Origin of the sequence: Dactylosporangium sp. CA-152071 (genome assembly GCF_050936335.1) — a bacterium.
In the GTDB taxonomy this organism is placed as follows: domain Bacteria; phylum Actinomycetota; class Actinomycetes; order Mycobacteriales; family Micromonosporaceae; genus Dactylosporangium; species Dactylosporangium maewongense.
This window is the reverse complement of the sequence record NZ_JBNJMZ010000001.1, coordinates 2,914,184-2,937,435: the sequence shown is the minus strand read 5'-3', so window position 1 is coordinate 2,937,435 and position 23,252 is coordinate 2,914,184. Positions and strand designations below refer to the sequence as shown.

At 72.6% G+C, this 23,252-nt stretch carries 22 protein-coding genes and 1 riboswitch; of the genes, 13 read left to right on the top strand and 9 right to left on the bottom strand.

Going from position 1 to position 23,252, the window contains the following annotated elements; genetic code table 11:
- Window positions 1-18 precede the first annotated feature (18 nt).
- Entirely contained in the window at window positions 19-1,950 is a 1,932-nt protein-coding gene (locus ACQEVZ_RS12970; RefSeq protein ID WP_433365797.1) for a S8 family serine peptidase, read from the bottom strand.
- Window positions 1,951-2,290: 340 nt separating this feature from the next.
- Here ACQEVZ_RS12970 and ACQEVZ_RS12965 point away from each other — a divergent pair, with 340 nt between their 5' ends.
- Both ACQEVZ_RS12965 and ACQEVZ_RS12960 read left to right on the top strand, forming a co-directional pair.
- Window positions 2,291-2,629, top strand: a complete 339-nt coding sequence (locus ACQEVZ_RS12965) for a hypothetical protein (RefSeq protein ID WP_344504439.1) — start codon at window positions 2,291-2,293, stop codon at window positions 2,627-2,629.
- Entirely contained in the window at window positions 2,626-3,132 is a 507-nt protein-coding gene (locus ACQEVZ_RS12960; RefSeq protein WP_433365794.1) for a roadblock/LC7 domain-containing protein, read from the top strand. The genes ACQEVZ_RS12965 and ACQEVZ_RS12960 overlap by 4 nt, the downstream gene beginning before the upstream one ends.
- A 55-nt stretch (window positions 3,133-3,187) precedes the next feature.
- On the opposite strand, the gene bluB is transcribed toward ACQEVZ_RS12960, so the two are convergent.
- From bluB to ACQEVZ_RS12945, 3 genes are all read right to left on the bottom strand, one after another.
- On the bottom strand, window positions 3,188-3,808 hold the full coding sequence (bluB, locus tag ACQEVZ_RS12955; RefSeq protein WP_344504071.1) for a 5,6-dimethylbenzimidazole synthase: 621 nt from the start codon (window positions 3,806-3,808) through the stop codon (window positions 3,188-3,190).
- 38 nt (window positions 3,809-3,846) lie between these two features.
- Window positions 3,847-4,049, bottom strand: a riboswitch (cobalamin riboswitch).
- Between the two features lie 88 nt (window positions 4,050-4,137).
- Complete coding sequence (locus ACQEVZ_RS12950) at window positions 4,138-4,824, bottom strand: metallophosphoesterase (RefSeq protein WP_344504072.1); 687 nt, start codon at window positions 4,822-4,824, stop codon at window positions 4,138-4,140.
- A gap of 88 nt (window positions 4,825-4,912) precedes the next feature.
- Window positions 4,913-5,653 (bottom strand): MBL fold metallo-hydrolase, encoded by a 741-nt coding sequence (locus ACQEVZ_RS12945; protein ID WP_433365791.1) that lies wholly within the window; start codon window positions 5,651-5,653, stop codon window positions 4,913-4,915.
- Window positions 5,654-5,724: 71 nt separating this feature from the next.
- Here ACQEVZ_RS12945 and ACQEVZ_RS12940 point away from each other — a divergent pair, with 71 nt between their 5' ends.
- Entirely contained in the window at window positions 5,725-6,081 is a 357-nt protein-coding gene (locus ACQEVZ_RS12940) for a DJ-1/PfpI family protein (protein ID WP_433365788.1), read from the top strand.
- Window positions 6,082-6,147: 66 nt separating this feature from the next.
- On the opposite strand, the gene ACQEVZ_RS12935 is transcribed toward ACQEVZ_RS12940, so the two are convergent.
- Window positions 6,148-6,840, bottom strand: a complete 693-nt coding sequence (locus ACQEVZ_RS12935; protein WP_433365785.1) for an HAD family hydrolase — start codon at window positions 6,838-6,840, stop codon at window positions 6,148-6,150.
- 69 nt (window positions 6,841-6,909) lie between these two features.
- Here ACQEVZ_RS12935 and ACQEVZ_RS12930 point away from each other — a divergent pair, with 69 nt between their 5' ends.
- From ACQEVZ_RS12930 to ACQEVZ_RS12920, 3 genes are read left to right on the top strand one after another with little or no spacing between them, the layout of a single operon-like run.
- On the top strand, window positions 6,910-8,343 hold the full coding sequence (locus ACQEVZ_RS12930) for an MFS transporter (RefSeq protein ID WP_433365782.1): 1,434 nt from the start codon (window positions 6,910-6,912) through the stop codon (window positions 8,341-8,343).
- Between the two features lie 41 nt (window positions 8,344-8,384).
- Entirely contained in the window at window positions 8,385-9,071 is a 687-nt protein-coding gene (locus tag ACQEVZ_RS12925; RefSeq protein ID WP_433365779.1) for a dienelactone hydrolase family protein, read from the top strand.
- A 10-nt stretch (window positions 9,072-9,081) separates the two neighbouring features.
- Window positions 9,082-10,074 (top strand): quinone oxidoreductase family protein, encoded by a 993-nt coding sequence (locus tag ACQEVZ_RS12920; RefSeq protein WP_433365776.1) that lies wholly within the window; start codon window positions 9,082-9,084, stop codon window positions 10,072-10,074.
- An 84-nt stretch (window positions 10,075-10,158) separates the two neighbouring features.
- Here the strand turns inward: ACQEVZ_RS12920 and ACQEVZ_RS12915 are convergent, their stop codons facing one another.
- Complete coding sequence (locus ACQEVZ_RS12915) at window positions 10,159-10,971, bottom strand: alpha/beta hydrolase family protein (RefSeq protein WP_433365773.1); 813 nt, start codon at window positions 10,969-10,971, stop codon at window positions 10,159-10,161.
- Between the two features lie 98 nt (window positions 10,972-11,069).
- On the opposite strand from ACQEVZ_RS12915, the gene ACQEVZ_RS12910 reads away from it, so the two are divergent.
- Together ACQEVZ_RS12910 and ACQEVZ_RS12905 are read left to right on the top strand one after the other, a co-directional pair.
- Complete coding sequence (locus tag ACQEVZ_RS12910; RefSeq protein WP_344504080.1) at window positions 11,070-11,471, top strand: hypothetical protein; 402 nt, start codon at window positions 11,070-11,072, stop codon at window positions 11,469-11,471.
- 345 nt (window positions 11,472-11,816) lie between these two features.
- Window positions 11,817-12,317 (top strand): hypothetical protein, encoded by a 501-nt coding sequence (locus ACQEVZ_RS12905; RefSeq protein ID WP_433365770.1) that lies wholly within the window; start codon window positions 11,817-11,819, stop codon window positions 12,315-12,317.
- Between the two features lie 261 nt (window positions 12,318-12,578).
- Here the strand turns inward: ACQEVZ_RS12905 and ACQEVZ_RS12900 are convergent, their stop codons facing one another.
- A complete protein-coding gene (locus ACQEVZ_RS12900) occupies window positions 12,579-13,526 on the bottom strand; it encodes an NADP-dependent oxidoreductase (RefSeq protein WP_433365767.1) in 948 nt (315 codons plus the stop codon).
- Window positions 13,527-13,615: 89 nt separating this feature from the next.
- Here ACQEVZ_RS12900 and ACQEVZ_RS12895 point away from each other — a divergent pair, with 89 nt between their 5' ends.
- Complete coding sequence (locus ACQEVZ_RS12895) at window positions 13,616-14,581, top strand: GlxA family transcriptional regulator (protein ID WP_433365764.1); 966 nt, start codon at window positions 13,616-13,618, stop codon at window positions 14,579-14,581.
- Here the strand turns inward: ACQEVZ_RS12895 and ACQEVZ_RS12890 are convergent.
- Together ACQEVZ_RS12890 and ACQEVZ_RS12885 are read right to left on the bottom strand one after the other, a co-directional pair.
- The gene (locus ACQEVZ_RS12890; RefSeq protein ID WP_433365761.1) at window positions 14,545-15,930 is read right to left on the bottom strand and encodes a hypothetical protein; all 1,386 of its coding nucleotides are present in this window, start codon (window positions 15,928-15,930) and stop codon (window positions 14,545-14,547) included. The genes ACQEVZ_RS12895 and ACQEVZ_RS12890 overlap by 37 nt on opposite strands.
- Before the next feature lie 2 nt (window positions 15,931-15,932).
- Complete coding sequence (locus ACQEVZ_RS12885; RefSeq protein WP_433365758.1) at window positions 15,933-17,339, bottom strand: ROK family transcriptional regulator; 1,407 nt, start codon at window positions 17,337-17,339, stop codon at window positions 15,933-15,935.
- Window positions 17,340-17,636: 297 nt separating this feature from the next.
- Between ACQEVZ_RS12885 and mmsA the strand changes: the two genes are divergently transcribed.
- The 4 genes from mmsA to ACQEVZ_RS12865 all read left to right on the top strand — a co-directional run bounded on the left by mmsA (window position 17,637) and on the right by ACQEVZ_RS12865 (window position 22,965).
- Window positions 17,637-19,205 (top strand): multiple monosaccharide ABC transporter ATP-binding protein, encoded by a 1,569-nt coding sequence (gene mmsA, locus ACQEVZ_RS12880; protein WP_344504087.1) that lies wholly within the window; start codon window positions 17,637-17,639, stop codon window positions 19,203-19,205.
- Window positions 19,202-20,500 (top strand): multiple monosaccharide ABC transporter permease, encoded by a 1,299-nt coding sequence (mmsB, locus tag ACQEVZ_RS12875; RefSeq protein ID WP_344504088.1) that lies wholly within the window; start codon window positions 19,202-19,204, stop codon window positions 20,498-20,500. The genes mmsA and mmsB overlap by 4 nt, the downstream gene beginning before the upstream one ends.
- Window positions 20,501-20,556: 56 nt before the next feature.
- The gene (locus tag ACQEVZ_RS12870) at window positions 20,557-21,669 is read left to right on the top strand and encodes a sugar-binding protein (RefSeq protein ID WP_344504089.1); all 1,113 of its coding nucleotides are present in this window, start codon (window positions 20,557-20,559) and stop codon (window positions 21,667-21,669) included.
- Between the two features lie 114 nt (window positions 21,670-21,783).
- Window positions 21,784-22,965: an ROK family protein gene (locus ACQEVZ_RS12865; RefSeq protein ID WP_433365753.1), complete on the top strand. Its 1,182-nt coding sequence runs from the start codon at window positions 21,784-21,786 to the stop codon at window positions 22,963-22,965.
- Window positions 22,966-23,252: the final 287 nt, after the last annotated feature.

Genomic DNA, 23,252 nt, shown 5'->3' with positions numbered 1-23,252 from the left:
CGGGCGCCCGGCCGGCTATCAGGAGGCGCTGATCGACACGTCGTCGAGGACGAAACTGGTCTGCAGCGACCAGTCCTCGACGCCGTTGAACTTCAGCGTGACCGTCTGCCCCGCGAACGCGCTCGCGTCGATGACCTTCTCCACGTACCCGTTGGTCTTGTCCAGGTTCGTGTACGTGGCCACGGTGGTGCTGCCGAGGGTGACGGTCAGCTTGTCGTAGGCCAGGTTCTCGGTCTCCGCGGTGGTGATGCGGATCCAGAAGCGCAGCTGCACGGTCGTGCAGCCGGACGGGACCGCCACGGGCTGCGAGACCGTGTCGGTCTGCACCTGCCCGCCGCCGTTGAGCCACGCGTTGCGGGTGCCGCTGCGCGCCGGGTACTGCGACCACGTGCCGATCACGTTCGCGGTCGCGGTCCACGGCGACGTGCCGCTCTCGAAGCCACCGTTGCCGACGGGCTGCGAGGGTGTGCAGCCGCCGCCACCGGTGGTGACCGTCCAGGTGAACTGGGCCGACGCGGTCTTGTTCGCCGCGTCCTTCAGCGTCACCGTGACGTTCGAGGTGCCCGCCGTCGTCGCGCTGCCGGTGATCCGACCGGTCGACGCGCCGATGGACAGCCCGGCCGGGAGGCCGGACGCGCTCCAGGTGTACGGCGTGGTGCCGCCGCTGCCCTGGACCTGAACGTCGACCTGCTGGCCGACGACGGAGCTCTTGTTGCCCGGGTTGGTCACGGCCGGGTCGGTCGGCGTGCCGCCGCCGATGAACGCCGTGTACAGCAGCACGTTGGGCGAGCCGCTCCCGGCGCTGGTGATCTTCCCGGTGGTGCCGTTGTTCACGAGCGCGTCGCGGACCTGCGCCGGCGTCGCGTTCGGGTTCGCGCCCAGGTACAGCGCGGCGGCGCCGGCCACGTGCGGCGACGCCATCGAGGTGCCCGTCATCGTCGCGCTGCCGGTGTTGCTGGAGTACGACGCCGACACGATGCTCGTCCCCGGCGCGAACAGGTCCAGGCACGAGCCGTAGTTGCTGGTGCTGTTGCGGGCGTCGGAGCTGTTGCTGTTGCCGACGGTGATCGCCGCGCCGACGCCCTGCGGGCTGTAGTAGCAGGCGTCGTCGCCGTTGTTGCCGGCCGCCTGCACGAACTGCACGCCCGAGCTGATCAGGCTCGACACGGCGCTGTCCATGGCCTGGCTGCTGCAGCGGCTGCCGCAGCCGATGGAGTAGTTCGCGACCGCCGGCTTCTGGGCGTTGGTGCGCACCCAGTTGATGCCCGCGATCAGGTCGTCGTTGGTGCCGGAGCCCTGGCAGTTCAGGACGCGGACCGAGACGAGGTTCGCCTTCTTCGCGATGCCGTACGTGGTGCCGACGGCGGTGCCCGCGACGTGCGTGCCGTGGCCGTGGCAGTCGGCGGGGTTGCTGTCCCCGTCGACGATGTCGGTGCCCTGCTTCACCCGGCCGCTGAACTCGGTGTGGCTCGCGTTGAGGCCGGTGTCCAGCACGTACACGGTGACGCCCTGCCCGGGGTCGGCCGGGTAGGTGAACGCCTGGTTCAGGGGCAGGCTCCGCTGGTCGATGCGGTCGTCGCCCCAGTTCGGCGGGTTGTTCTGGGTGTCGAGGACGGTGATGCGCTGGACCGCCTCGACCGACGCGACGGCCGGGTCTGCGGCCAGCCGCTGCGCCTGCTGCACGGACATGTTCGCCGAGAAGCCCCGCTGCACGCTGTCGAACACGTGCCGGGTCTGCCCGCCGAACCTGCCGGTGAGCCGCTGGGCCTGGGTGGCGATCGCGGTGGAGCCGTCCTTCAGCGTGACGATGTAGCGGCCTGCCACCGCGTCGGGACTGTCCGCGTACAGGATCGCGCCCTGCGCGACGGCCGCCGCCGGCGCGGCCGCCGCGAAGGCACCGGCCAGCCCCGCCACGAGCGCGACGCCGGCCGCCGTAATTCGGTGGAACACGGTGAGACCTCCTCCGAGGGATGCCAGCTCCGTGGCCGGGTCCGGTTGACGCCGACCCCGGAGGGCTGGAGCAGAAGGTAGGAGGACGCGACCGGCGAAGGTCACCCCGGTGAACAGACGGCGACGATCTGCGCCGTCAAAACTGTTTATGAGTTGCGTGCGCTCACCGGCAGTGACCGGTGGATCGGTTGAGAAGCCAGCTGGCTATGAGCCGTCTGGCTAAAAGCTGCGTCGAAGGGTGCAGCGAAAGATCGCTCCGTGCGAGGCTGGCCGCGGCACCCGCACCAGCTCAGGAGGCACGGATTTGAGCAACAACCTGGATGTCGCGCTGAAGAGCGCGATGAACATCGAGGGGGCGTTCGCGGTCGCGCTCGTCGACTACACCAGCGGCATGACGCTGGGCACCCTCGGCGGCGGCGCCGACTTCGACATCACGGTGGCCGCGGCCGGCAACACCGACGTCGTGCGGGCGAAGCTGCGCACCATCGAGATGCTCGGTCTCGGCGAGCCGATCGAGGACATCCTCATCACGCTCGACAGCCAGTACCACATCATCCGGCCGCTGCACTCCCGCAACGGCCACGGGCTGTTCCTGTACGTCGCGCTCGCGAAGGCACGCGCCAACCTCGCGCTGGCCCGCCACCAGCTGCGCGCGATCGAGGAGGGCCTCGAACTGTGACGTCCGGCTTCTTCGGCGGCGCCCCCGACGAGGACGGCCTGCCGCGCAGGGAGGGCCTCGAGCCCGGGGGCGGCGTCGGTCAGCTGCAGTCGCCGCAGTTCGGCACGCGGCCCGAGCCGCTCGACGCCGCCCTGTCCCCGGTGCGCGCCGCGATGGCGGACCTGCGCCTGCGCGTGCCGGGGGTCCGCGGCAGCGTGCTCGCCGGCGTCGACGGCCTGCTGGTCACCTACGACCTGGGCGCGTACGACGCCGGCGGGGGCACCGAGCCGCACGACGCGGCCGCGCTGGCGGCGACGACGTTCGGCCTGGGCCGGCAGGTGGCGCTGGTGCTGGGGCAGTCACCGTTCCGGGACGCGACCATGCGCAACGACGGCGGCTACTTCACCGTGTACGCCGTGGACGGCAGCACGCTGCTCGCGGTGCTCGGCAGCGACGGGCTCAACGTCGCCCGCCTGCACCTGGAGGCCCGCCCGACCTGCCAGCAGCTCGCCGCGCTGCTCTGAGCCCCGCCCCGGCTCCGGTCCCGCCCGGCGCCGTGCCCGCCCCGCGCGGCGCCGGCTACCAGCGGTCGTGATGCACGGCGTCGGCGAGCGGTGCCCTGCGGCGCCAGCCGTGCCGCTCCAGGTCGGGGACGGACTCCAGGTGGGTCACCGGGCCCAGGCACAGCCAGGCGACCGGGCGGATGCCGGCCGGGACGCCCAGCAGCTCACGGACGAACGGCTCGCGGTAGAACGACACCCAGCCGACGCCGAGCCCCTCCGCGGTCGCGGCCAGCCACAGGTTCTGGATGGCGAGGCAGACGGAGTAGAGGCCGGCGTCGGCGATCGCGTGCCGGCCGAGGACCGCCGGGCCGCCGCGGCCGGGGTCGTACGTGACGACCACGGACAGGGTCGACTCCAGCACCCCGTCGATCTTGATGCGGGCGAAGGCCGCGGCCCGGTCGGCGTCGAGCGTCGCGGCGAACGTGTCGCGTTCGGTGCGGACGTGGTCGTGGAAGGCGCCGCGCAGGGCGGGGTCGCGGACGAGGACGAAGTCCCACGGCTGGGACAGGCCGACGCTCGGCGCGGCGTGGGCGGCGCCCAGCACGCGGTCGAGGACGTCGGCGGGGATCGGCGCGCCATTGAACTGGCCGCGCACGTCGCGGCGGCGGTGCACGACGTCGTACAGGTCGGTGCTCATCAGGGCAGGCTCCCGCTGCTCGTGGCCGCCCGTCACGGACGGCCGGTGACCGCGAGGCCGGTCTTCGGACTCTCGGATCAACGCCTGCACCGTCCGCCTTCCCAGCCCTGAGGCCAGTGACCGCGCACCGTCGGTGCGCATGGACGGCAGCTCCCCGATCACCGCGGCGGGCCCGTGCCGGATTCACACCGGCTTCCCGATTCTCCCCGGTCGCCCGGGGCACCTCGCTTCAGTTCGTGCCGTCCGGCAGCATACGCGGCGGCCCGGCCGGGCCGCGGCATTCGCGGACCGCAGGGGCTCAGTCCGCGCCATTCGCGGACCGTCAGGGCTCAGGGCACGCAGAGCCGGTAGTGAGTGGTGAGCCGGCCGTCCTCGACGAGGTGGAACGCGAGCGCCGGCGGCGGCTCGGGCCGGTCCTCGGGCTCCCACGGCAGCACCATCGTCGACTCGACGCCCGGCGCGGCGAGCACGGGCACGCCCGCGAACGTGCCGACGGCGGCGCTGTGGACGTGCCCGCACAGGACGGCGAGCACGTCCGGGTGGCGGCGGAGGACCTCGGCGAGCCGCCCGGCGCCGAGCTGGCGGACCTGGTCCGCGGCGGGCTTGCCGACCGGTACCGGCGGATGATGGCAGCACACGAGCGCGGGCGTGCCCGTCGCCGCCGCGAGGGTGCCGTCGAGCCACCGGAGGGTGCCGTCGTCGAGCCAGCCCTCGGCGTGCCCGGGCACCGACGAGTCGCACAGCGCGAACAGCACCCCCGCCACGGTCTCGGCGCGGTCGGTCCGGAACGCGGCCGGGTCGTCGTGATTGCCGGGCACCGCGAGGACGGGCACACCGAGCGTCCGGAGCCGGCCGAACGCCGCGTATTCGGCGTCGAGTCCGTGGTCGGCGACGTCGCCGGTGACGAGCACGGCGTCCACCGGTTCGCGGAGGCTGCCGATGTACGCGATGACGCGGTCGAACCGGTCGGGCGGCTGCGCGCCGAGGTGGAGGTCGCTGAGGTGGGCGATGAGCACCCCTGCCGGTTACCCCGGCCGGCGCGCGGCTACCGCGGCGGGTGCGCGTCGCCCGCGGTCCCGTGGCGGTCCCGTGGCGGTCCCGTGGTTATCGCAGCAGGTGTGCGCTGCCCGCGGTTTCGAACGCGGCGCGGACGTCGGCGATGCCCTCGGTGAAGTGGGCCCAGCTGTCGACGTGGACCGGCACCACGGTCTTCGCGTCCAGGAGCCTGGCCGCCGCCAGCATCCCGGCCGCGCCGAGGGTGAGGTCGGCGTCGCCGAGCAGCGCGGTGCGGGCCCGGCCGCCGAACAGGATCGCCACGTCGACGGACGGGAAGCGCTCCGCGACGGCGGCGACGACGTCCAGCGACGCGTTGTCGCCGCTGACGTAGACGGTCGGCAGGCCGTCGCCGTGCAGGACGAACCCGGTGACCGGGCCGGTGAGGTGTTCGGTGCCGTCGGGGCCGTGCTGCGCGGGGACGGCGGTGACCCGCACGTGGCCGTCGCCGCCGGGCCGGGGCAGGTCGGTGTGGGACCACGGCTCCAGGCCGGTGACCTGGCCGCCCAGGCGGGCGGCCGCCGCCGGGGTGCTGAGCACCACCGGTACCGACGCCGCGAACGCACGACCGAGGGTGTCGAGGTTGTCGGGGTGCTGGTCGTGAGAGAGCAGCACGACGTCGACGGCGCCGGCGTCGTCGGGGGTGCCGGCGGCGGGCTCGGTCTTGGTCAGCATGCGGCTGCCGAGCGGGTACTGCCCGGGCGGGTCGAACGTGGGGTCGGTGATGAACGTGACGCCACCGACGCCGAACACCACCGTCGGGCCGCCGAACCGCTGGAACTGCATCGTCATGGGCATCACCTTCGCCGGTCCCGGCGCCCGCCGGCAGTGGCTGGAACGCCATCCTCCGATACGATCAAGCCATGACGCGCTCGGCGACGACGGTCGGGGTGCTCATCGGCGACGGCGCGCCGATGCTGGAGGTCGCAGTGGCGCCCCGGGTGTTCGGCGTCGCGGCCGCCTTCGACGTGCGGACCGCGGGGGAGCACCCAGGCCCGCTGACGACGACGGCCGGCATCGCCCTCACCGCCCCGCACGACCTCGACGACCTCGACACCGCCGGCGTCGTCGTCGTGCCCGGCTGGCGGGTGCCCGGCGGCGCGCCGGTCGCGCCCGGCATCCTCGACCGGCTCCGCCGCGCGCACGACGAGGGCGCCACCGTGGTCGGGCTGTGCCTGGGCGCGTTCGTGCTCGCCGAGGCCGGCTTCCGCACCCCCTGACGCCGCCCGCTCCGCCCGGCTTCACGGCCGCCGCTTCCGGCTTGGCGGTGCGGCGGTTCCGGCGGCTCAGTGGGGGAGCAGGAGGGCGGGCAGGTCGCGCAGTGAGCCGATCCGGTGCGCCTCGCCGGGTGGGGCGGTGCCGGGGCGGTCGAGGTGGACGGCGTGCAGGCCGGCGGCGCGGGCCGGGAGGACGTCCAGGTCGTGGCGGTCGCCGACGCTCACGACGGTCTCCGGGGCGAGGCCCCAGCGGCGGCACGCCTCCGTGAAGACGGCGGGGTCGGGCTTGAACAGGCCGAGGGTCTCGGCGGTGTAGACGGGGCCGGCGAGGTCGCGCAGGCCGATGCGGGCGAGCTTGGCGGTCTGCTGCTCCTCGATGCCGTTGGTGAGGACGGCCGTGCGCAGTCCCGCCCGCCGGATCGCCGCCAGCGCCGGGCGGGCGTCGGGGTAGGCGGCCCACGACTGCTCGTACATCAGCAGAAAGCCGGAGAAGAGGGTGTCGAGCCGCCCGTCGTCCTCGCAGGGGGTGCCGAGCGCGGCGAGGAAGTCGCGGAGCCTGCCGCGGCGCTGCTGCTGGAACGTGACCAGCCCGGCGCGCCACGCCTCGAGGTGCCGCTCCTGGACCGTCGCCCACAGGGTCCGGGTGCCGGCGTCCGGCTCGACCCCGATCGTGGGCAGCCAGCGCAGGAGGGCCGCGCTGACGGCGGCCTCGTGGTCGAGCAGGGTGCCGTCGAGGTCGAGCAGGACGCCGCACAGCTTCACGCCGCGCACTCTACGGGGTGACGTTCATAACCCTATTTCCGATCGGAAAAGCAGGTATACGATCGCCCGGTGGAGGGGGTCAGGGCGCGGTGGGTCGTCGCGGTCTGCCTCGGCGCCGGGTTCACCACGCTCCTGGACCAGTCGGTGCTGAACGTGGTCGTGCCCGCGCTGCGTGGCTCGCTGCACGCCGGCACCGCGTCGCTGCAGTGGATCCTCGCCGGGTACTCGCTGACGTTCGGGCTGGCGCTGGTGCCCGCGGGGCGGCTCGGCGACCTGTACGGCAGGCGGCTGCTCTTCGTCGGCGGCCTCACCGTGTTCGCCGCGGGTGCGATCGCGGCCGCCACCGCCCGGCACGGCTGGGTCGTCGCCGCGGCCAGGCTCGTGCAGGGCTTCGGCGCCGGCACCGTCAACCCGCAGATCATCGGGCTGTTCCAGGACCTGTTCCGCGGGCGTGCCCGCGCCCGCGCGCTCGGGGCCTACGCCTTCGTCGGCGGGGTCGCCGGCATGCTGGGGCCGCTGCTCGGCGGGGCGGTGCTGCAGGCGGCCGGACCCGGGTCCGGCTGGCGGCTCGTCCTGGTGGCGAACCTGCCGTTCGCGGTCGTGACGATCCCCCTCGCGCTGCGCTTCCTGCCCCCCGGCCGGCCCGCGGGCCACACCGGCGACCTCGACCTCGGCGGCCTGCTGCTGCTCGGCGGCACCACCCTCGCCGCGCTGCCGCCGCTCGCCGGCACCGGCGGCGGCGCGTGGTGGCTGCTCGCCGCCGGCGCGGGGCTGGTGGCGTTCCTCGCGTGGGAGCGCCGGTGGACCGCGCTCGGCCGCACCGCGATCCTGCTGCCGGCGCTGACCCGCAACCGGGGCTACGTCCTCGGCGTGCTCGTGGCCATGTGCTACTTCGGCGCCACGCTCGCCCTCAACCTGGTGCTGTCGCTGTACCTGCAGGACGGCCTGCACCACCCGCCGCTCGCCGCCGCGGCGATCGCACTGCCGAGCGCGGTCGGCTTCACACTGACGTCGGCGCTCGCCTCGGGGCTGCGGCGGCGGGGGACCACGGTCGCGCTCGGCGTCGCGGTGGCCGGCATCGCGGCCTCGATCGCCTCGGTCGAGCTCCTTCCGGAGGGGCAGGTGGTGTGGGCCCTCGCGGTGGGACAGTTCGTGACGGGGGCGGCGGGTGGCTTCGTCAACTCGCCGAACCAGGCGCTGACCCTGTCCCACGCGCCGCCGGGCGCCAACGGGCTCAGCGCCGCGCTGCTGCAGCTGTCGCAGCGGCTCGCCGCGAGCGTCAGCATCGCGGCCGTCAGCGGCATCTTCCTGGCGACGGCGGCCGCGCCCGGCGGTCACACCGCCGCGATGGTCCACGGTGCGGCGCTGTGCCTGGGACTCGCCGCGCTCGGCCTGCTCTTCGCCGCCCTCGACCGAGACCGCCGCCGAGACCGCCGCCGGGACGCGCCCGGCCCATCGCCCGTCGCGGCCGGACGCCCGTCGCGGGTGCCATCCGAGGACTGATCGCCGGCATCGGCCTCGCTATTGGTCGCCGTGGATGGGCGATGGCTAGCGTGGCCGGCGTGTACATCGCCCGGCCGGCGTCGACCGGTCCGCAGCACCGGGTCGTCGTCGGCCATCAGCTCTTCGGGATCGATGCGTCGGTCCGCGCGTTCGCCGACCGGCTCGCCGCCGAGGGGTGCCTGGTCGCCGTGCCCGACCTGTACCACCGCAGCGCACCCGGCGTCGAGCTCCCGCAGGACGACGAGGGGCGGGCCCGCGGCTTCGAGCTGCTGCACGGCCTCGACCGCGACGAGGTCGTCGCCGACGTCGCGGCGGCGGTCGACGTCCTCGGCGGCGACCCCGCCGGCGTCGGCATGGTCGGGCTGAGCATCGGCGGGCACGCCGCCTATCTCGCCGCCGCGCGGCTCGGGCTGGCGGCGGCCGCGGTGCTCTACCCGGGCTGGCTCACCGGCACCCAGATCCCCATGAGCCGCCCCGAGCCGACGGTGACGCTGACCCCCGCCATCACGGGCCGCCTGCTGTTCCTCGTCGGCGGCGCCGACCACGTCGTGCCACCCGGGGACGTCGCCACCGTCGCCGCGGCGCTGCGGGACTCGGGCGTGCGGCACGAGGTCGTCGTCTACCCGGACACGCCGCACGCCTTCCTGCTGCCCGGTCCTCCCACGTACCGCCCGGAGCCCGCCGCCGACGCGTGGCGGCGGGTCCTGGAGCTGATCACGGCCTCGTAGGGTTGGACGCATGCGCGCCATCCGCTGCGACCGCTTCGGCGGCCCCGAGGTCCTCTCGCTCACCGATGTCCCCGACCCGGAGCCCGGCCCCGGCCAGCTGCTCGTCGACGTCAGCGCCGCCGGCGTCAACTACGCCGACACGTATCGCACGCTCGGCACGTACAGCGGCGGCCAGACCCTGCCGTTCATCCCCGGCACCGAGGTCGTGGGGCGCACCACCGGCGGCAGGAGGGTCGCGGCGCTCACCTTCGCCGGCGGCGGCTACGCGGAGCGCGCCGTCGTGTCCACTGTGGACGCCGTGGACGTGCCGGACGCCGTCGCCGACGGCGCCGCGCTCGCGCTGCTGGTGCAGGGCCTCACCGCGTGGCACCTGCTGCACGGCAGCGCCGCCCTGCGCCCCGGCGAGACGGTCGTCGTCAACGCCGCCGCCGGCGGCGTCGGCACCCTCGCGGTGCAGCTGGCCCGGCACCTCGGCGCGGGCCGGATCATCGCCGCCGCGTCCAGCCCCGCGAAGCGCGACCTCGCCGTGTCCCTCGGCGCCGACACGGCCGTCGACAGCGACCCCGGCGGCTACCCGGCCCGCGTCCTGGCCGCCAACGGCGGCGCACCGGTCGACGTCGTGCTGGAGTCGACCGGCGGGCCCGCGTTCACGGCCGCGCTGGAGGTCCTCGCGCCGCTCGGCCGGCTGGTCACCTACGGCGACTCGTCCCGCCTCGGCCGCCCGCCCGTCGACCCTTCGCTCCTCGCCGACCGCAGCGTCGCCGTCGCGGGCTTCTGGCTGCGTCCCGTCCTCACCCGCCCGGACGCGTTCGCCGGGCCCCTCGGGCAGCTGCTGGGCCTGACCGCGTCCGGGGTCCTGCGGCCGCAGGTGGGGCCCGCGTACCCGCTGCAGGACGCCCGCCGCGCCCACGAGGACCTGCTCGCCCGCCGCACCACCGGCAAGCTCGTCCTCACCGTCGACCGCCCCGCTCATAGCTTCACGCCACGCGACCGGTCTTGCTGACGGCCTTTCACGCCACGCGACCGCGTCGCTGACGGCTTTCACGCCACGCTGCTGGCCTTGCTGACGGCGTTCGCGCAACGACTGTCATCGGGCCGGCGGGGCGAGGTGGCGGTCGAGGAAGGCGGTGACGGTGCCGGCGAGCTCCAGGCGGTGGTCGGAGAGCGCGTGGTCGGTCGGGAAGAGCGTGTGCTCGAGGAGGATGTGCGGCCGCTGCTCGTACGCGCGAACCAACGGCACATGGTGCACCTCGTGCGGGGTGACGGGGTCGCGGCCGGTGCCGATCAGCAGGACCGGGCGGCCCTCGAACGCGGGGGCGAGGCCGGCCAGGCGCCAGGCGGGTCCGGCGGCGGTCATCTCGCGCACGAGGGCCTCGCCGCTGGTGCCGCGCAGCGGGAGCAGGTCGCTGCCGAGCGCCTCCACGCACTCGGCCCGCGCCACCGGATCCGCGCACAGCTGCGCCGCGGTGCCGACGTCGAACCCGGCGACGGACACGGTCGCGCGGACGGCGGGGTCGGCGGCGGCAGTCATCAGCGCCGCGAACCCGCCGAGGCTGTGGCCGGCGACCGCGACCCGCAACGGATCCAGGCGGTGTGTGGCCGCGAACGCCTCCTCGCGGACGGCGGCCACGACCGCGGCGGAGTCCTCCAGGACGTGCCGCCACGAGTAGTCGCCGCCCATGCCCCACGAGCCGCGGTAGTGGAAGACGAGCGCCGCGTAGCCCGCCCGGCGCAGCGCCTGCGCGAGGTCGAAGTTGCGCTCGTTGCCCGGGAAGCCGTGCAGGAGCACGACGACCGGGTGCGGACCGTCCCCGGCGGGTTGGTGCAGGACGCCGGCGAGGCGCTCGCCGCCGCTGGTGAAGCTGACCGCGGGCGTGCCGGCGTACGGTGGCGTCGTCATCGTCCGGACGCTAGCACCCGGCGACCGTCGCGCAGCGAGTTGTCCAACGGTGTCCAACGACGGGCGATAGACAGATGTCACATCGACACAATGCACGCATGGCGGCGTCGCAACTCGTACACGATGAAGCGTTCTGGAACTATCGGGAGCAGACCCGGCAGAACGGCACGCACCAGCACACCGGACGGTTACGGGCCTGGCGGGAGGACGGCGGGCGGCTGTTGGCGATGCTGACCGTGCAGCCGTACTTCGAGGACTACGGCTGCACGATCCCGCAGCAGGTGCGGGCGAGGTTCCCGTTCTCGGGGCGGCTCGTCGACGTCGTGTCGTATGAGCCGGGCTGGTGGGGCGGCAGCTGCCGGTACCACATCGCGGACCCGGCGCATGTGAGCATGCAGCGGTGGATGTCGGTGGACGCACGTGCGGTCGCCAGGCGTCTGGGGCCCGGGTTCCTGATCGACGACGAGGCGGACACGACGTTCGGCCAGCTCGGGGCGTGAGGTCGTTGCTGCTCGGCCCTGGTGGCGTAAATATCGGGTAAAACCGCATATATGCGGTTTGGCGTCCGTAGCGTCGGGTTGATGAGGATGGTTCACAGGCTGGTGGGCGCTCTTGCCGCCCTCGCGGTGACCGGTGCCCCGGCACTCTCCGCGCCCGCCACCGCACTCGTTCCTGTTCCCCCTGCGGCTTCCCCGTCTCCGGCTGTGCCTCCGGCGGTTTCGCCTTCGTCGGGTTCGGCGCCCTCGTCTCCTTCGCCTTCGTCTCCTTCAGTTTCGGCTTCGGCCGCCGCTTCGGAGGATCTTCGGCCCGCGCTGCTGACCGCGGCGGACCTGCCCGACGGGTTCGTGCCGATCGCCGCGGCCACCGACGACAACGGCGCGGTCACGCTCGGCGGCAACTTTCCCGGCTGCCCCTCGCTGGACCCGGTGACCGGCGACGGCACGACGGCCGCCGCCGTCACGTACAGCAAGGGCGCCGTCGGCCCGTACCTGACGCACGCGCTCGTGCACTTCCCGACCGGCGGCGCCGCGACGGCGATGGACCGGCTCGCCGCCGCGGTCACCACGTGCAAGTCGTTCAGCCAGGAGCTCGCCGGGATCACGGTCCGCTTCACGCTCGCGCCCACCGAGGTGCCGACGACACTCGGCCAGAGCGCCTTCGGGGTACGCATGACCGGCGACACCGACTTCGGCATCGCGGTCACCGCCGACATCGTCGCCGTCCGCCGCGGCGAGTTCGTGCTGTGGCTCAACGACATGACCGTCGGCACCACACCCGCCGGCATGGTCACAACCCTCGCAAAGGCTGCCGCCGACCGCTGCGTCTCCCGCATCAAGGGCTGCTGACCTGCGTTTCGCCAACACCACGACCACGTACTACGATGCGTAGCGAGCCAGCTCCGCGCCGAAACCACGATTTGGTGGCCGGTGTTACCGTGTGAGGGTCGGAACACGTCACGGGCATCGGTCTCCTCAACGAGCCGCGGCCGACGAGTCCGCGGCCCAGAAGTGGCTCAGGAACCGCTGCCAGCGAGGACGCCCCAACGGCCGACTGCGACGTATCGGGCGCAGGCGCGCGGCCTGCCGCGCGACGCAGCCGGCGCCGGCCTAAGGGGCGACGGTGAGGACGACCTTTCCGGCTGAGCGGCCGGTCGCGACGAGTTCGTGGGCGCGGGCGACCTCCTCCAGCGGCAGGACGGTGTCGACCACGACCCGCAGCTCGCCCTTGTCGACCAGGTCCGCGAGTGACCGCAGCCCAGCGTGGTCGGGCTGCACGAGCAGGAATCCGGCCCGGCGGCCCTGCTGCCGGGCCTCGTCCGCCAGGTACGCCTCGGCGGGCGAGGCGAGGGACACCAGGATGCCGCCGGGGCGCAGGGTGCTGAGGGAGCGGGGGCCGTACTCGCCGCCGATCGGGTCGATCACGGCGTCCAGGTCGGTGGCGGCGTCGTCGAACTTGACCGCGGTGTAGTCGATCACCTCGTCCGCGCCGAGGTCGCGGAGCAGGTCGTGCTTGGCGGGGCTGGCGGTGCCGATGACGTGCGCGCCGCGGGACTTCGCGATCTGCACCGCGAGGTGGCCGACGCCGCCGGCGGCCGCGTGGATCAGGACCCGCTGGCCCGGCTGGACGTCTGCGGTGTCGACGACCGCCTGCCACGCGGTCAGGCCGGCCAGGCCGAGGCCCGCGGCCTCCACATGGGACAGTCGGGCCGGCTTACGGGCCAGGTGCCGCGCCGGTGACGTCACGAAGTCCGCGTACGTGCCTGCCGCCTCCGGCAGGCGTGGCATGCCGAACACCTCGTCGCCCGGGCGCAGCCAGGTCACGCCGAGGCCGGTCTCCTCGACGACGCCGGACACGTCCCAGCCGAGCCGGACCGTGGTGCCGAGCAGGCCGCCGGTCGTGCGGTGCCACAGGTCGGTGGGGTTCACCGCGGTCGCGTGGACGCGGACGAGGACCTCCGAGATCCCCGGCTGGGGGCGGTCCACGTCCACGACCCGCAGCACCTCGGGACCGCCGAACCCGTCTTGACCGATCGCGCGCATCTTGTTGCTTCCCATCTGTTCGAACGACGTGTGTGCGTTCAGCGTCGCCGTGACGGGGGCCGCTTTCGAGTGGCCACATTGCCAGTATGTGCAAAGATCTGGCCATGGCAGCCACCGTGCATCGGGTCGTCGTCCTTGCCCTGGACGGGGTGTATCCGTTCGAGCTGAGCATTCCGAGCAGGATCTTCGGCACTGCCGGGCCGCTGCTGTACGAGGTGGTGACGTGCAGCCTCGACGGCGCCCCGGTCCGCACGGGCTACGACTTCGACGTCGCCGTCCAGCACGACGCGTCCGCGATCGACACCGCCGACACGCTGGTCGTGCCGCCGTTCGTGTGCGCGCCCGACGGGCCCCGCGACTGGCTGCCCGCTCCACTGGCCGCGGCGCTGCGACGGCGGCGTCCCGGGGCGAGGATCGTGTCGATCTGCACCGCCTCCTATGTGCTGGCCGCGGCGGGGCTGCTCGACGGCCGCCGGGCCACCACGCACTGGAACGACGCCGAGCACTTCCAGCGCACGTTCCCTCAGATCGACGTCGACGCGTCGGTACTGTTCATCGACGACGGCGACGTGTTGACGGCGGCCGGTGCCGCCTCGGGGATCGACGTGTGCCTGCACCTGATCCGGCGGGACCACGGCAGCGCGGTCGCCAACCGGGTCGCCCGGCTCTGCGTCGTGCCACCGTGGCGGGAGGGCGGGCAGGCGCAGTACATCGACCGGCCGGTCCCGGCTCCGTCCACGGCGACGACGGCGGCGACCCGGCAGTGGGCCCTCGGCCGCCTCGACCGCCCGATCTCCCTGGCCGAGATGGCGGCGCACGCGAGGATGAGCGTGCGGACGTTCTCCCGCCGGTTCCGCGAGGAGGTCGGCATGACGTCGGGGCAGTGGCTGACCCGCCAGCGGGTGGAGCACGCCAGGCGCCTGCTGGAGACGACCGACCTGCCGGTCGACCGGGTCGCCGCGGAGTCGGGCTTCGGCACCGCCGCCTCCATGCGCCAGCACCTCGCCGGCGCCATCGGCGTCCCGCCCATGGCCTACCGCAACACGTTCCGCGCTTCCGCACCGGCCTGACCCAACGCATCGGCCGCAGAAGCCGCAGCCTCGGAAGCCGCGACCGAGGGAGCCGCCGCCTCCGACGCGATGGCATCGGCGGCGGCGGTACGGAACTGCTGCGTCTCGACGACCCACCGGATGCGCTCCCGGTCACGTGGTGGCATCCGGGTCAGCAGATCGGCGACGTAGCCGGCGGGGAGAACGGTAACGAGGCCGTCGTCCGGCCCTCCGTTGGGCAGGGCCGCGAGCACCAGCGCCGCGGCGTCCGGAGCCAGCGCGGTCAGGAACCGGGCGGTGACGTCAGGCGGTCGCCACCGCAATTGCTGGGCGGCCCGCAGGGGTGTCATCGCCGCGAGCCGCGCCACGGCGTCCCCGAAATCCATCAGCAGCAGGATTTCCGTCCGTTTCGGGCGGGGGAACCTGGCGGCGGCCGCCGCAGGTGGCATGGCGGCGAGCAGGCGGGCGGCAAGCGGCTCCGGCATCGCGTTGAACATCCAGGCAGCCGACCGCGGATCCATGGCGGCGATCGCACCGGCCAGCGCGGCGACATCCGGCACGGCAGCATCGGCCCCGGCAGCATCGGCCTCCGCCGGCGCCGGGGGAGGGGCGGACAGCAAGGCCGCGGCGATCCGAGCGGCCGGGGCCGGTTCGAGGGCCTCGAACACCGCGGTCAGCCGTGCCGTGCCCAGGCCGGCGAGCTCCGCCGCAGCGACGGCCGGCGGCAGCGCGGCGAGCTCGGCGGCGGGCCGTGGATGACTGACCGGCACGCCGTGCGTGCGGCGCCAGCGGCGCCACGAGCGGGTCGTCAGGCTCTCGCGGGGGTGGTCGATCAGCCACAGCAGATAGCCGGCGCGGAGCCGGACGGCCTGGTCGGGCGAGCCGGCCGCGATCCGCAGCCGGTCCCGCAGCGACGGGCCGTCGAGGAACCGGGCCAGCCTGACGGGATGGCGTCCGGATCTGGGTTGGCGCGATCCGGTGCCGGCGTGGACGGCGTCGAGCACCAGATCCTCCAGCACGGCCCGGGCCCGCTCGGACACGCCGTGGCGGATGAACGCGTCGTCGGGCCAGCTGCCGCGCGGCAAGCGGGGCACCACCCGGCGCCACTCGGCCGGGAACTGCCGCCGCCACTGTACGAACAGCAGCGCGTACGGCTCGAGCGCGCGCAGCTCGCCGGCGGTCAGGTCGGTCGGATACGCGGCGTACGCGGCGACCGGGTCGGCGAGGGTGCCGGTCGGGCGGGACTCGTAGCGCCGCCAGAGCAGCGCGACATGGCGCTCCACCGCGGCGGCCCGGACGGCGGGGTCGGCGGAGACGAGGTCGAAGACCCACGCGTACGCGGGCAGGGTGCGCAGGTCGAACCAGCCCACGGTCACTCCGAAAGCAGGGCGGAGACCTGCGGGGAGAAGGTCGCGTGCAGGACCAGCGCCGCACCGCCCACGACGGCGGAGTCGACGCCGAGGGGGGACAGCGCGACGTCGACGACGCGGATGTGACGGGCCAGGGGACGGGTGGCGAGGGCGCGGACGACGGCGTCGCGGAAGCGGTCCTCGACGTGGCGGATGCCGTGGCCGCCGAGGATGACCAGGTCGACGTCGATGATGTTGACGACGTTGATGACGACGGTGGCGAGGTGCTCGGCGGCGGCGTCGATGACGGAGACGGCCAGGGGGTCGCCCGCGGCGGCGGCGAGGCAGATCGCCGGATGGTCGACGGTTGACGGATCAGCGCGGAACGCGGCGGCGAGCGACGACTCAGGCACCCCGGCGAAGGCGGGCTCAGGCGCCCCGGCAACCGGCGGCGGCTCGACCACCGCAGCGGCAACGGACGACGCCCCGGCGACCGCAGCGGCAGTGAGCGAAGCCTCGCCAACCGGCGGCGCCCCGGCGGCCGCAGCGGCAGTGCGCGATGGCTCGGCAACAGGGGCGGCGGCAGCGACCGGCGAAGCAGTGCCGACCGGCAAAGAGGCAGCGGCGGCGGCCGGGGAAGCGGCGAGGAGGCGGTGGGCGGCGGCGACGATCGCGGGCGGGTTGACCAGGCTCTCCAGGCAGCCGCGGTTACCGCAGTAACAGCCGGGCCCGTCGTCGGCGACGGTCGTGTGGCCGAACTCGGCGGCGTTCATCGAACCGCCGCGGAAGACCTGGTGGCCGAGGACGAGGCCGCCGCCGACGCCGGTGCCGAGGTGGAAGTAGGCGAAGTTGGCGACGCCGCGGCCCGCGCCGGCCCAGCGCTCGCCGACGGCGGCGGCGGTCGCGTCGTTGTCGAGCGTGACGTCGAGGCCGGTGGCGGTCGCGAGCATCTCCTTGATGGGCACGCGGGTCCAGTTGGCCAGCTGCGGCGGTGAGATGACCATGCCGACGTGCTGGTCGATGGGGCCGGGGGCGGCGAGGCCGAGGCCGAGGACCCGGTCGCGCTCGACGCCGGCCTCCCGCAGGACCTCGTCGACGAGCTCGGCCATCGCGGCGGTCACCACGGCCGGGTCGGCCGGGCGCGGGGTGGGGCGACGGGCGGTGACCAGGGGGCGGCCGAGGAGGTCGACGACGACCGCGGCGAGCTCGACCGGGTCGAAGTGCAGGCCGACGGCGCGGCCGGCGTCGGCGTTGATGCGCAGGACGGTGCGGGGCTTGCCACCGCTGGAGCTGCGGGCGCCGTCCTCGTGGACGATGCCCTCGTCGATCAGCCGGCGGACGATGCCGGAGACGGTCTGCGGGGTCAGGCCGGTGTGCTGCGCGATCTCCACACGGCTGACGCCGTCGGCTAACTGAATCTGATCCAGCACCACAGCTCGGTTGTATTGCCCTACTTTAGGGAGGTTGGTCCCTACCTGTCGCACCCGTTACCGCCTTCGCACCCGTTGCTCATCACATCCTCTCCCAGGACGTTGACTTTGTAAAACAATTTGATTTACGCTCGGACACACGCAGCTCACCGCCCAGACACGAGACCGTGCCTCGCGAGGCAGCGTCATTACCGGATTGTTACCAACCAGTCCAGCTGGCGGCTTTGCAAAGTCTGCGATCTGAAATAAGTTGGTCGCCACAACAAATGTGCCAACTGGCGTTCCCCCGGAGGCAACATGACGAGCAGCGCTCCGGTCTTGCTGGAGATGCGGTCGATCACCAAGGAGTTCCCCGGCGTCAAGGCGTTGTCGGACGTCAACCTGGTGGTCCGGTCCGGCGAGATCCACGCCATCTGCGGCGAGAACGGTGCCGGCAAGTCCACTCTGATGAAGGTGCTCAGCGGCGTCTACCCGTATGGGTCCTACGACGGCGACATCTTCTACCAGGGCAACCAGGTCCGCTTCCCGGACATCCGGTCCAGCGAGCACGCCGGCATCGTGATCATCCACCAGGAGCTCGCCCTCGTCCCGGGCATGTCGATCACCGAGAACCTGTTCCTGGGTAACGAGCCGAAGAAGTTCGGTGCGATCGACTGGCAGGCCGCCAACAAGAAGGCCTACGAGCTGATGGCGCTGGTCGGCCTCAAGGAAGACCCCGACACCCTCATCAAGGACATCGGCGTCGGCAAGCAGCAGCTCGTGGAGATCGCGAAGGCGTTCGCCAAGGAGGTGCGGCTGCTGATCCTCGACGAGCCGACCGCCGCGCTCAACCAGAACGACTCCCAGCACCTGCTGGACCTGCTCACAGGGTTCAAGGAGCGGGGGATCACCTCGATCATGATCTCGCACAAGCTCAACGAGATCGAGGCGATCGCCGACACCATCACGATCCTGCGCGACGGCAAGACCATCGAGAGCCTCGACGTCAAGGGCGACGGGGTCAACGAGGACCGGATCGTGCGGGGGATGGTGGGCCGCGACCTCAACAGCCGCTTCCCCGACCACACGCCGAAGATCGGCGAGGTGTTCTTCGAGGTCCGCGACTGGACGGTCCGGCACCCGATCTCCGCCGAGCGCCTCGTGTGCAAGAACTCGGCCTTCAACGTCCGGCGCGGCGAGATCGTCGGCTTCGCCGGCCTGATGGGTGCCGGCCGCACGGAGCTCGCGATGAGCATCTTCGGCCGGTCCTATGGGACCTGGCTGTCGGGGCACATCTTCAAGGACGGCAAGGAGATCGAGCTCAAGTCGGTCTCCGAGGCCATCAAGGCGGGCCTTGCGTATGTCAGCGAGGACCGCAAGGCGGTCGGGCTCAACCTCCTCGACGACATCAAGACGTCGATGGTCGCGGCCAAGTTGTCGAAGATCTCCCGCAACGGCGTGCTCGACCCGATCAAGGAGCACTCCGCCGCCGAGGCCTACCGCAAGAGCCTGCGGGTCAAGACCCCGACGGTCGACGAGGGCGTCACCAAGCTCTCCGGCGGCAACCAGCAGAAGGTCGTCCTGGCGAAGTGGATGTTCACCGACCCGGACCTGCTGATCCTCGACGAGCCGACCCGCGGCATCGACGTGGGCGCCAAGTACGAGATCTACGGGATCATCCAGCAGCTCGCCGACCAGGGTAAGGGCGTCATCGTCATCTCGTCCGAGCTGCCCGAGCTGATCGGCCTGTGCGACCGCATCTACACCGTGTTCGAGGGCACCATCACCGGCAACATCGAACGCCGCGACGCCAACCCGGAACTCCTCATGAAGCAGATGACCTCCGCGAAGACCGCGCCGACCATGAAGAAGATGCCGACGTCATGAGCCGATTCAAAGACCTGCAGAAGAACCTCTTCGGAGGCTCGACCTCCAACGCCCGGCAGTTCGGGATGATCTTCGCGCTCCTGGCGACCATCCTGTTCTTCCAGTTCAAGACCGACGGCCTGACCCTCACGTCCGGCAACCTGATCAACGTCGTCCTCCAGGGCTCGTACATCCTGATCCTGGCCATCGGCATGCTGATGGTCATCGTGGCCGGTCACATCGACCTGTCCGTCGGATCGGTCGCCGCCTTCGTCGGCATCATCGTGGCGAAGGTCATGAAGGAGTGGGACCTGCCCTGGTGGGCGGCGATCCTCTTCGGCCTCGGCGTCGGCGCGATCGTCGGGGCGTGGCACGGCTTCTGGGTCGCCTACATCGGCGTGCCGGCCTTCATCGTCACGCTCGCCGGCATGCTGCTGTTCCGCGGCGGCAACCAGTACATCGGCAACGCCGACTCGGTGCCGGTGCCGGCGGCCTTCAAGGAGATCGGCGCGGGCTACCTGCCCGAGGTCGGGCCCGACACCGGGTACAACAACCTGACATTGCTGCTCGGCCTGGCCGCCTGCCTCGCCGTGGTCTACCGGGAGTACCGGGCCCGGCAGGTGCGCTTCGCGATGAACGCGGACCCGACCCCGATCTGGGTGTCGGCCATCCGCCTGGCGGTCATGCTCGGCGTGATCATCTTCGCCACGCTGCGCTTCGCCGGCGGCCGGGTGGGCACCAGCTTCCCGATCTCCGGCATCATCCTGGCGGTCCTGATCCTCTGGTACTCCTTCTACACCCGCAACACGGCCGGCGGCCGCTACATCTACGCGGTGGGCGGCAACTCCCGCGCCGCGGAGCTGTCGGGCGTGAAGCTCAAGCGGGTCAACTTCTTTGTCATGTTCAACATGTCGGTCCTCGCCGCACTGGCCGGCATGATCTTCGTGGCCCGTTCCGGCGCCTCCGGCCCGCAGGACGGCCTCAGCTGGGAGCTGGACGCCATCGCGGCCGTCTTCATCGGCGGCGCGGCGGTCTCCGGCGGCCTCGGCACCATCAGCGGTTCGATCGTCGGCGGTCTGGTCATGGCCTTCCTCACCAACGGCCTCCAGCTGCTCGGCACCGGCGCCGACAAGACCCAGATCATCAAGGGTCTGTTCCTGCTCGCCGCCGTCGCGTTCGACGTCTACAACAAGAGCCAGGGTCGCTTCTCGATCATCGGATCGTTGAGCAAACCCTTCCGCCGGGAGTCAACCGGAGGTCCGTCCGCACCATCCGGAACCGGACAAGAGGCCGCCAAGACCCCGGTGGCCGGCTGACGCCCTGTCCCGCCCCAACACCCGCACCTCCCATCCGAAGAAAGGCAATCCGAAACATGCGCAAGTTCCTCACCAGGAGCCTCGCCGTCAGCGCGGTCGCTCTGCTCGCACTCGGCACCGCCGCCTGTGGCGACTCGGAGCGCGAGGGCAGCAGCAGCCCGAGCGGTGCCGCCGCCAAGGGCTTCGCCGCCGACTCGCTGATCGGTGTCGCGCTGCCGTCGAAGACGTCGGAGAACTGGGTGCTCGCCGGTGACCTGTTCACCAACGGCCTCAAGGACGCCGGCTTCAAGTCCGACGTGCAGTACGCCGGTGCCTCGACCACGGTCGCGGACCAGCAGGCGCAGATCTCCGCCATGGTCACCAAGGGCGCGAAGGTCATCGTCATCGGCGCGACCGACGCCGCGCAGCTGTCGACCCAGGTCAAGGCCGCCCACGACGCCGGCATCAAGGTCGTCGCGTACGACCGCCTCATCACCCAGACGCCGGACCTGGACTACTACATCGCGTTCGACAACTTCAAGGTCGGCCAGCTCCAGGGCCAGGCCCTGCTGGACGGCATGAAGGCCAAGAAGGCGACCGGCCCGTGGACCGTCGAGCTGTTCTCCGGCTCGCCGGACGACAACAACGCCGGTGTGTTCTTCAACGGCGCGATGGACGTGCTCAAGCCGCTCATCGACAAGGGTGACGTCATCGTCGGCTCCGGCCAGAAGGACGTCAAGCAGACCGCGATCCAGGGCTGGAAGGCCGAGGGTGCGCAGCAGCGGATGGACTCCCTGCTGACCTCGACCTACACCGCCGGCAAGACCCTCGACGGCGTGCTCTCCCCGAACGACACCCTGGCCCGCGCGATCATCACCTCGGTGAAGGCCGCCAACAAGCCGATCCCGGTCGTCACCGGCCAGGACTCCGAGGTCGAGTCGGTCAAGTCGATCATGGCTGGCGAGCAGTACTCCACGATCAACAAGGACACCCGCAAGCTGGTCGCCGAGACGATCAACATGGTCAAGGCGCTGCAGGCCGGTAACGAGCCGACCATCAACGACACCAAGTCCTACAACAACGGCGTCAAGGTCGTCCCGTCCTACCTGCTCCCGCCGGTGATCGTGACCAAGGCCAACGCCGCCGAGGCGTACGCCAACGACCCGAAGCTGTCCCCGCTCACCAAGTAGTCCGAGCGATCCGGTAACACAGCGATCAAGTAGTACGAGGCAACTCACCGTCGTGGGCCCCCGGAACCGTGTTCCGGGGGCCCACGGCCGCTCTAGGGAGCGAAGGAGCGATCCGTGTCCACGAGCCCCCAGCGGAGCACCCCGACCCAGGACTCGGTCCGCCGCCAGAACCTGGGCGCGCTGCTGCGATACGTGCACGTCAGCGGCGACACGTCCCGCGCCGAGCTGACCAACCAGCTCGGTCTCAACCGCAGCACCATCGGCGCCCTCACCGCGGACCTCGCCGGCGCCGGGCTCATCGACGAGGGCGTGCCGCAGGAGACCGGCCGGGCCGGTCGGCCGTCGCTGGTCGTGCGGCCGAGGTCGTCGTGGGTGTACGGCTACGCGATGAGCATCGAGGTCGACCGGCTGCGCGCGGCGCGGGTCGGGCTCGGCGGCAAGGTCCTCGACAGCCGGGAGCTGCCCCGCCCGCACGGCACGGCGGTCCGCGACACCGTCGCGACGCTCGCCGGGTTCGTCCGCGACATGCAGCGCACGGTGTCGGCGTCAGGACCCGGCGGCGCCGTCTTCGTCGGCAGCGGCATCGCCGTGTCCCGCATGATGCGCCACGCCGACGGCACCGTCCGCATGCTGCCCGCCGGGGCGCGGCTCGGGTCCGACCTCGACGGGTGGTCGGAGCTGGGTCTGGACAAGGAGCCGCTCGTCGGCAACGTGGCCGACCTCGCCGCGCTCGCCGAGCACACCCGGGGCGCCGCTGTCGGCCTCGACAACGTCGTCTACCTGCACGGCGACGCCGGCATCAGCGCCGGGATCATCGCCGGCGGGCGGCGCGTCACCGGCCATGGCGGTCACGGCGGCGAGGTCGGGCACATGGTCGTCAACCCGCAGGGCCGCGACTGCGGCTGCGGCTCGCGGGGCTGCTGGGAGACCGAGATCGCCCGGCACGTGCCGCTGGACCGCGCCGGCGTCCTCGCGGCCGTCGAGGCGGCCCGGCGCGGCGACCCGCCCGCGCGCGCCGCGGTGCGCCAGGCCGCGGACTGGCTCGGCTTCGGGGTCGCCAACCTGGTCAACGTCTTCAACCCGACGGCGGTCGTCTTCGGCGGCGCGCTGCGGGAGCTGTACCTGACGGGCGCCGCCCACGTCCGGAGCCGCCTCTCGACGATGTCGCTGCCGGCCTGCCGGGAGCACGTGCGGCTGCGGACGCCGCTGCTCGGGGACGACGCCCCGCTGGTCGGCGCGGCCGAGCTCGCCTTCGAGCGCCTCCTCGCCGACCCTCTGGAAACCGCCGAGACCTGACCTCCGGAAACCGCCGGGCGCCGCGGACGTGGGGGCTGCGGGCCGCACGAGGTGCGACTGGACCACGACATCAACGCGTACGTCACCGTGTGCGGACTCCGCCGGCGCCGGACGCTGTCTGTCGGGCTGCCGCTGTGGGTTTCCCTCGAGCCGCAGGAGCGGATCGGGCTGCTCGCGCACGAGCTCGGGCACTTCGTGAACCACGACCCCGCCGCGGCGTCGTCGTCCGCACCGCCATCGGGGTCCTGCGGAACCTGCTCGACATGCTCGGTTCCACGCTCCGGATG

Bases quoted from the DNA above. Each gene is read 5' to 3' on its own strand.
- ACQEVZ_RS12965 (WP_344504439.1), top strand. From the start codon at position 2,291: ATGAACATCGAGGGGGCGTTCGCGGTCGCGCTCGTCGACTACACCAGC.
- bluB (WP_344504071.1), bottom strand. From the start codon at position 3,808: ATGAGCACCGACCTGTACGACGTCGTGCACCGCCGCCGCGACGTGCGC.
- ACQEVZ_RS12945 (WP_433365791.1), bottom strand. From the start codon at position 5,653: ATGACGATGCAGTTCCAGCGGTTCGGCGGCCCGACGGTGGTGTTCGGC.
- ACQEVZ_RS12940 (WP_433365788.1), top strand. From the start codon at position 5,725: ATGACGCGCTCGGCGACGACGGTCGGGGTGCTCATCGGCGACGGCGCG.
- ACQEVZ_RS12925 (WP_433365779.1), top strand. From the start codon at position 8,385: ATGGCTAGCGTGGCCGGCGTGTACATCGCCCGGCCGGCGTCGACCGGT.
- ACQEVZ_RS12920 (WP_433365776.1), top strand. From the start codon at position 9,082: ATGCGCGCCATCCGCTGCGACCGCTTCGGCGGCCCCGAGGTCCTCTCG.
- ACQEVZ_RS12915 (WP_433365773.1), bottom strand. From the start codon at position 10,971: ATGACGACGCCACCGTACGCCGGCACGCCCGCGGTCAGCTTCACCAGC.
- ACQEVZ_RS12910 (WP_344504080.1), top strand. From the start codon at position 11,070: ATGGCGGCGTCGCAACTCGTACACGATGAAGCGTTCTGGAACTATCGG.
- ACQEVZ_RS12900 (WP_433365767.1), bottom strand. From the start codon at position 13,526: ATGGGAAGCAACAAGATGCGCGCGATCGGTCAAGACGGGTTCGGCGGT.
- ACQEVZ_RS12895 (WP_433365764.1), top strand. From the start codon at position 13,616: ATGGCAGCCACCGTGCATCGGGTCGTCGTCCTTGCCCTGGACGGGGTG.
- mmsA (WP_344504087.1), top strand. From the start codon at position 17,637: ATGACGAGCAGCGCTCCGGTCTTGCTGGAGATGCGGTCGATCACCAAG.
- mmsB (WP_344504088.1), top strand. From the start codon at position 19,202: ATGAGCCGATTCAAAGACCTGCAGAAGAACCTCTTCGGAGGCTCGACC.
- ACQEVZ_RS12870 (WP_344504089.1), top strand. From the start codon at position 20,557: ATGCGCAAGTTCCTCACCAGGAGCCTCGCCGTCAGCGCGGTCGCTCTG.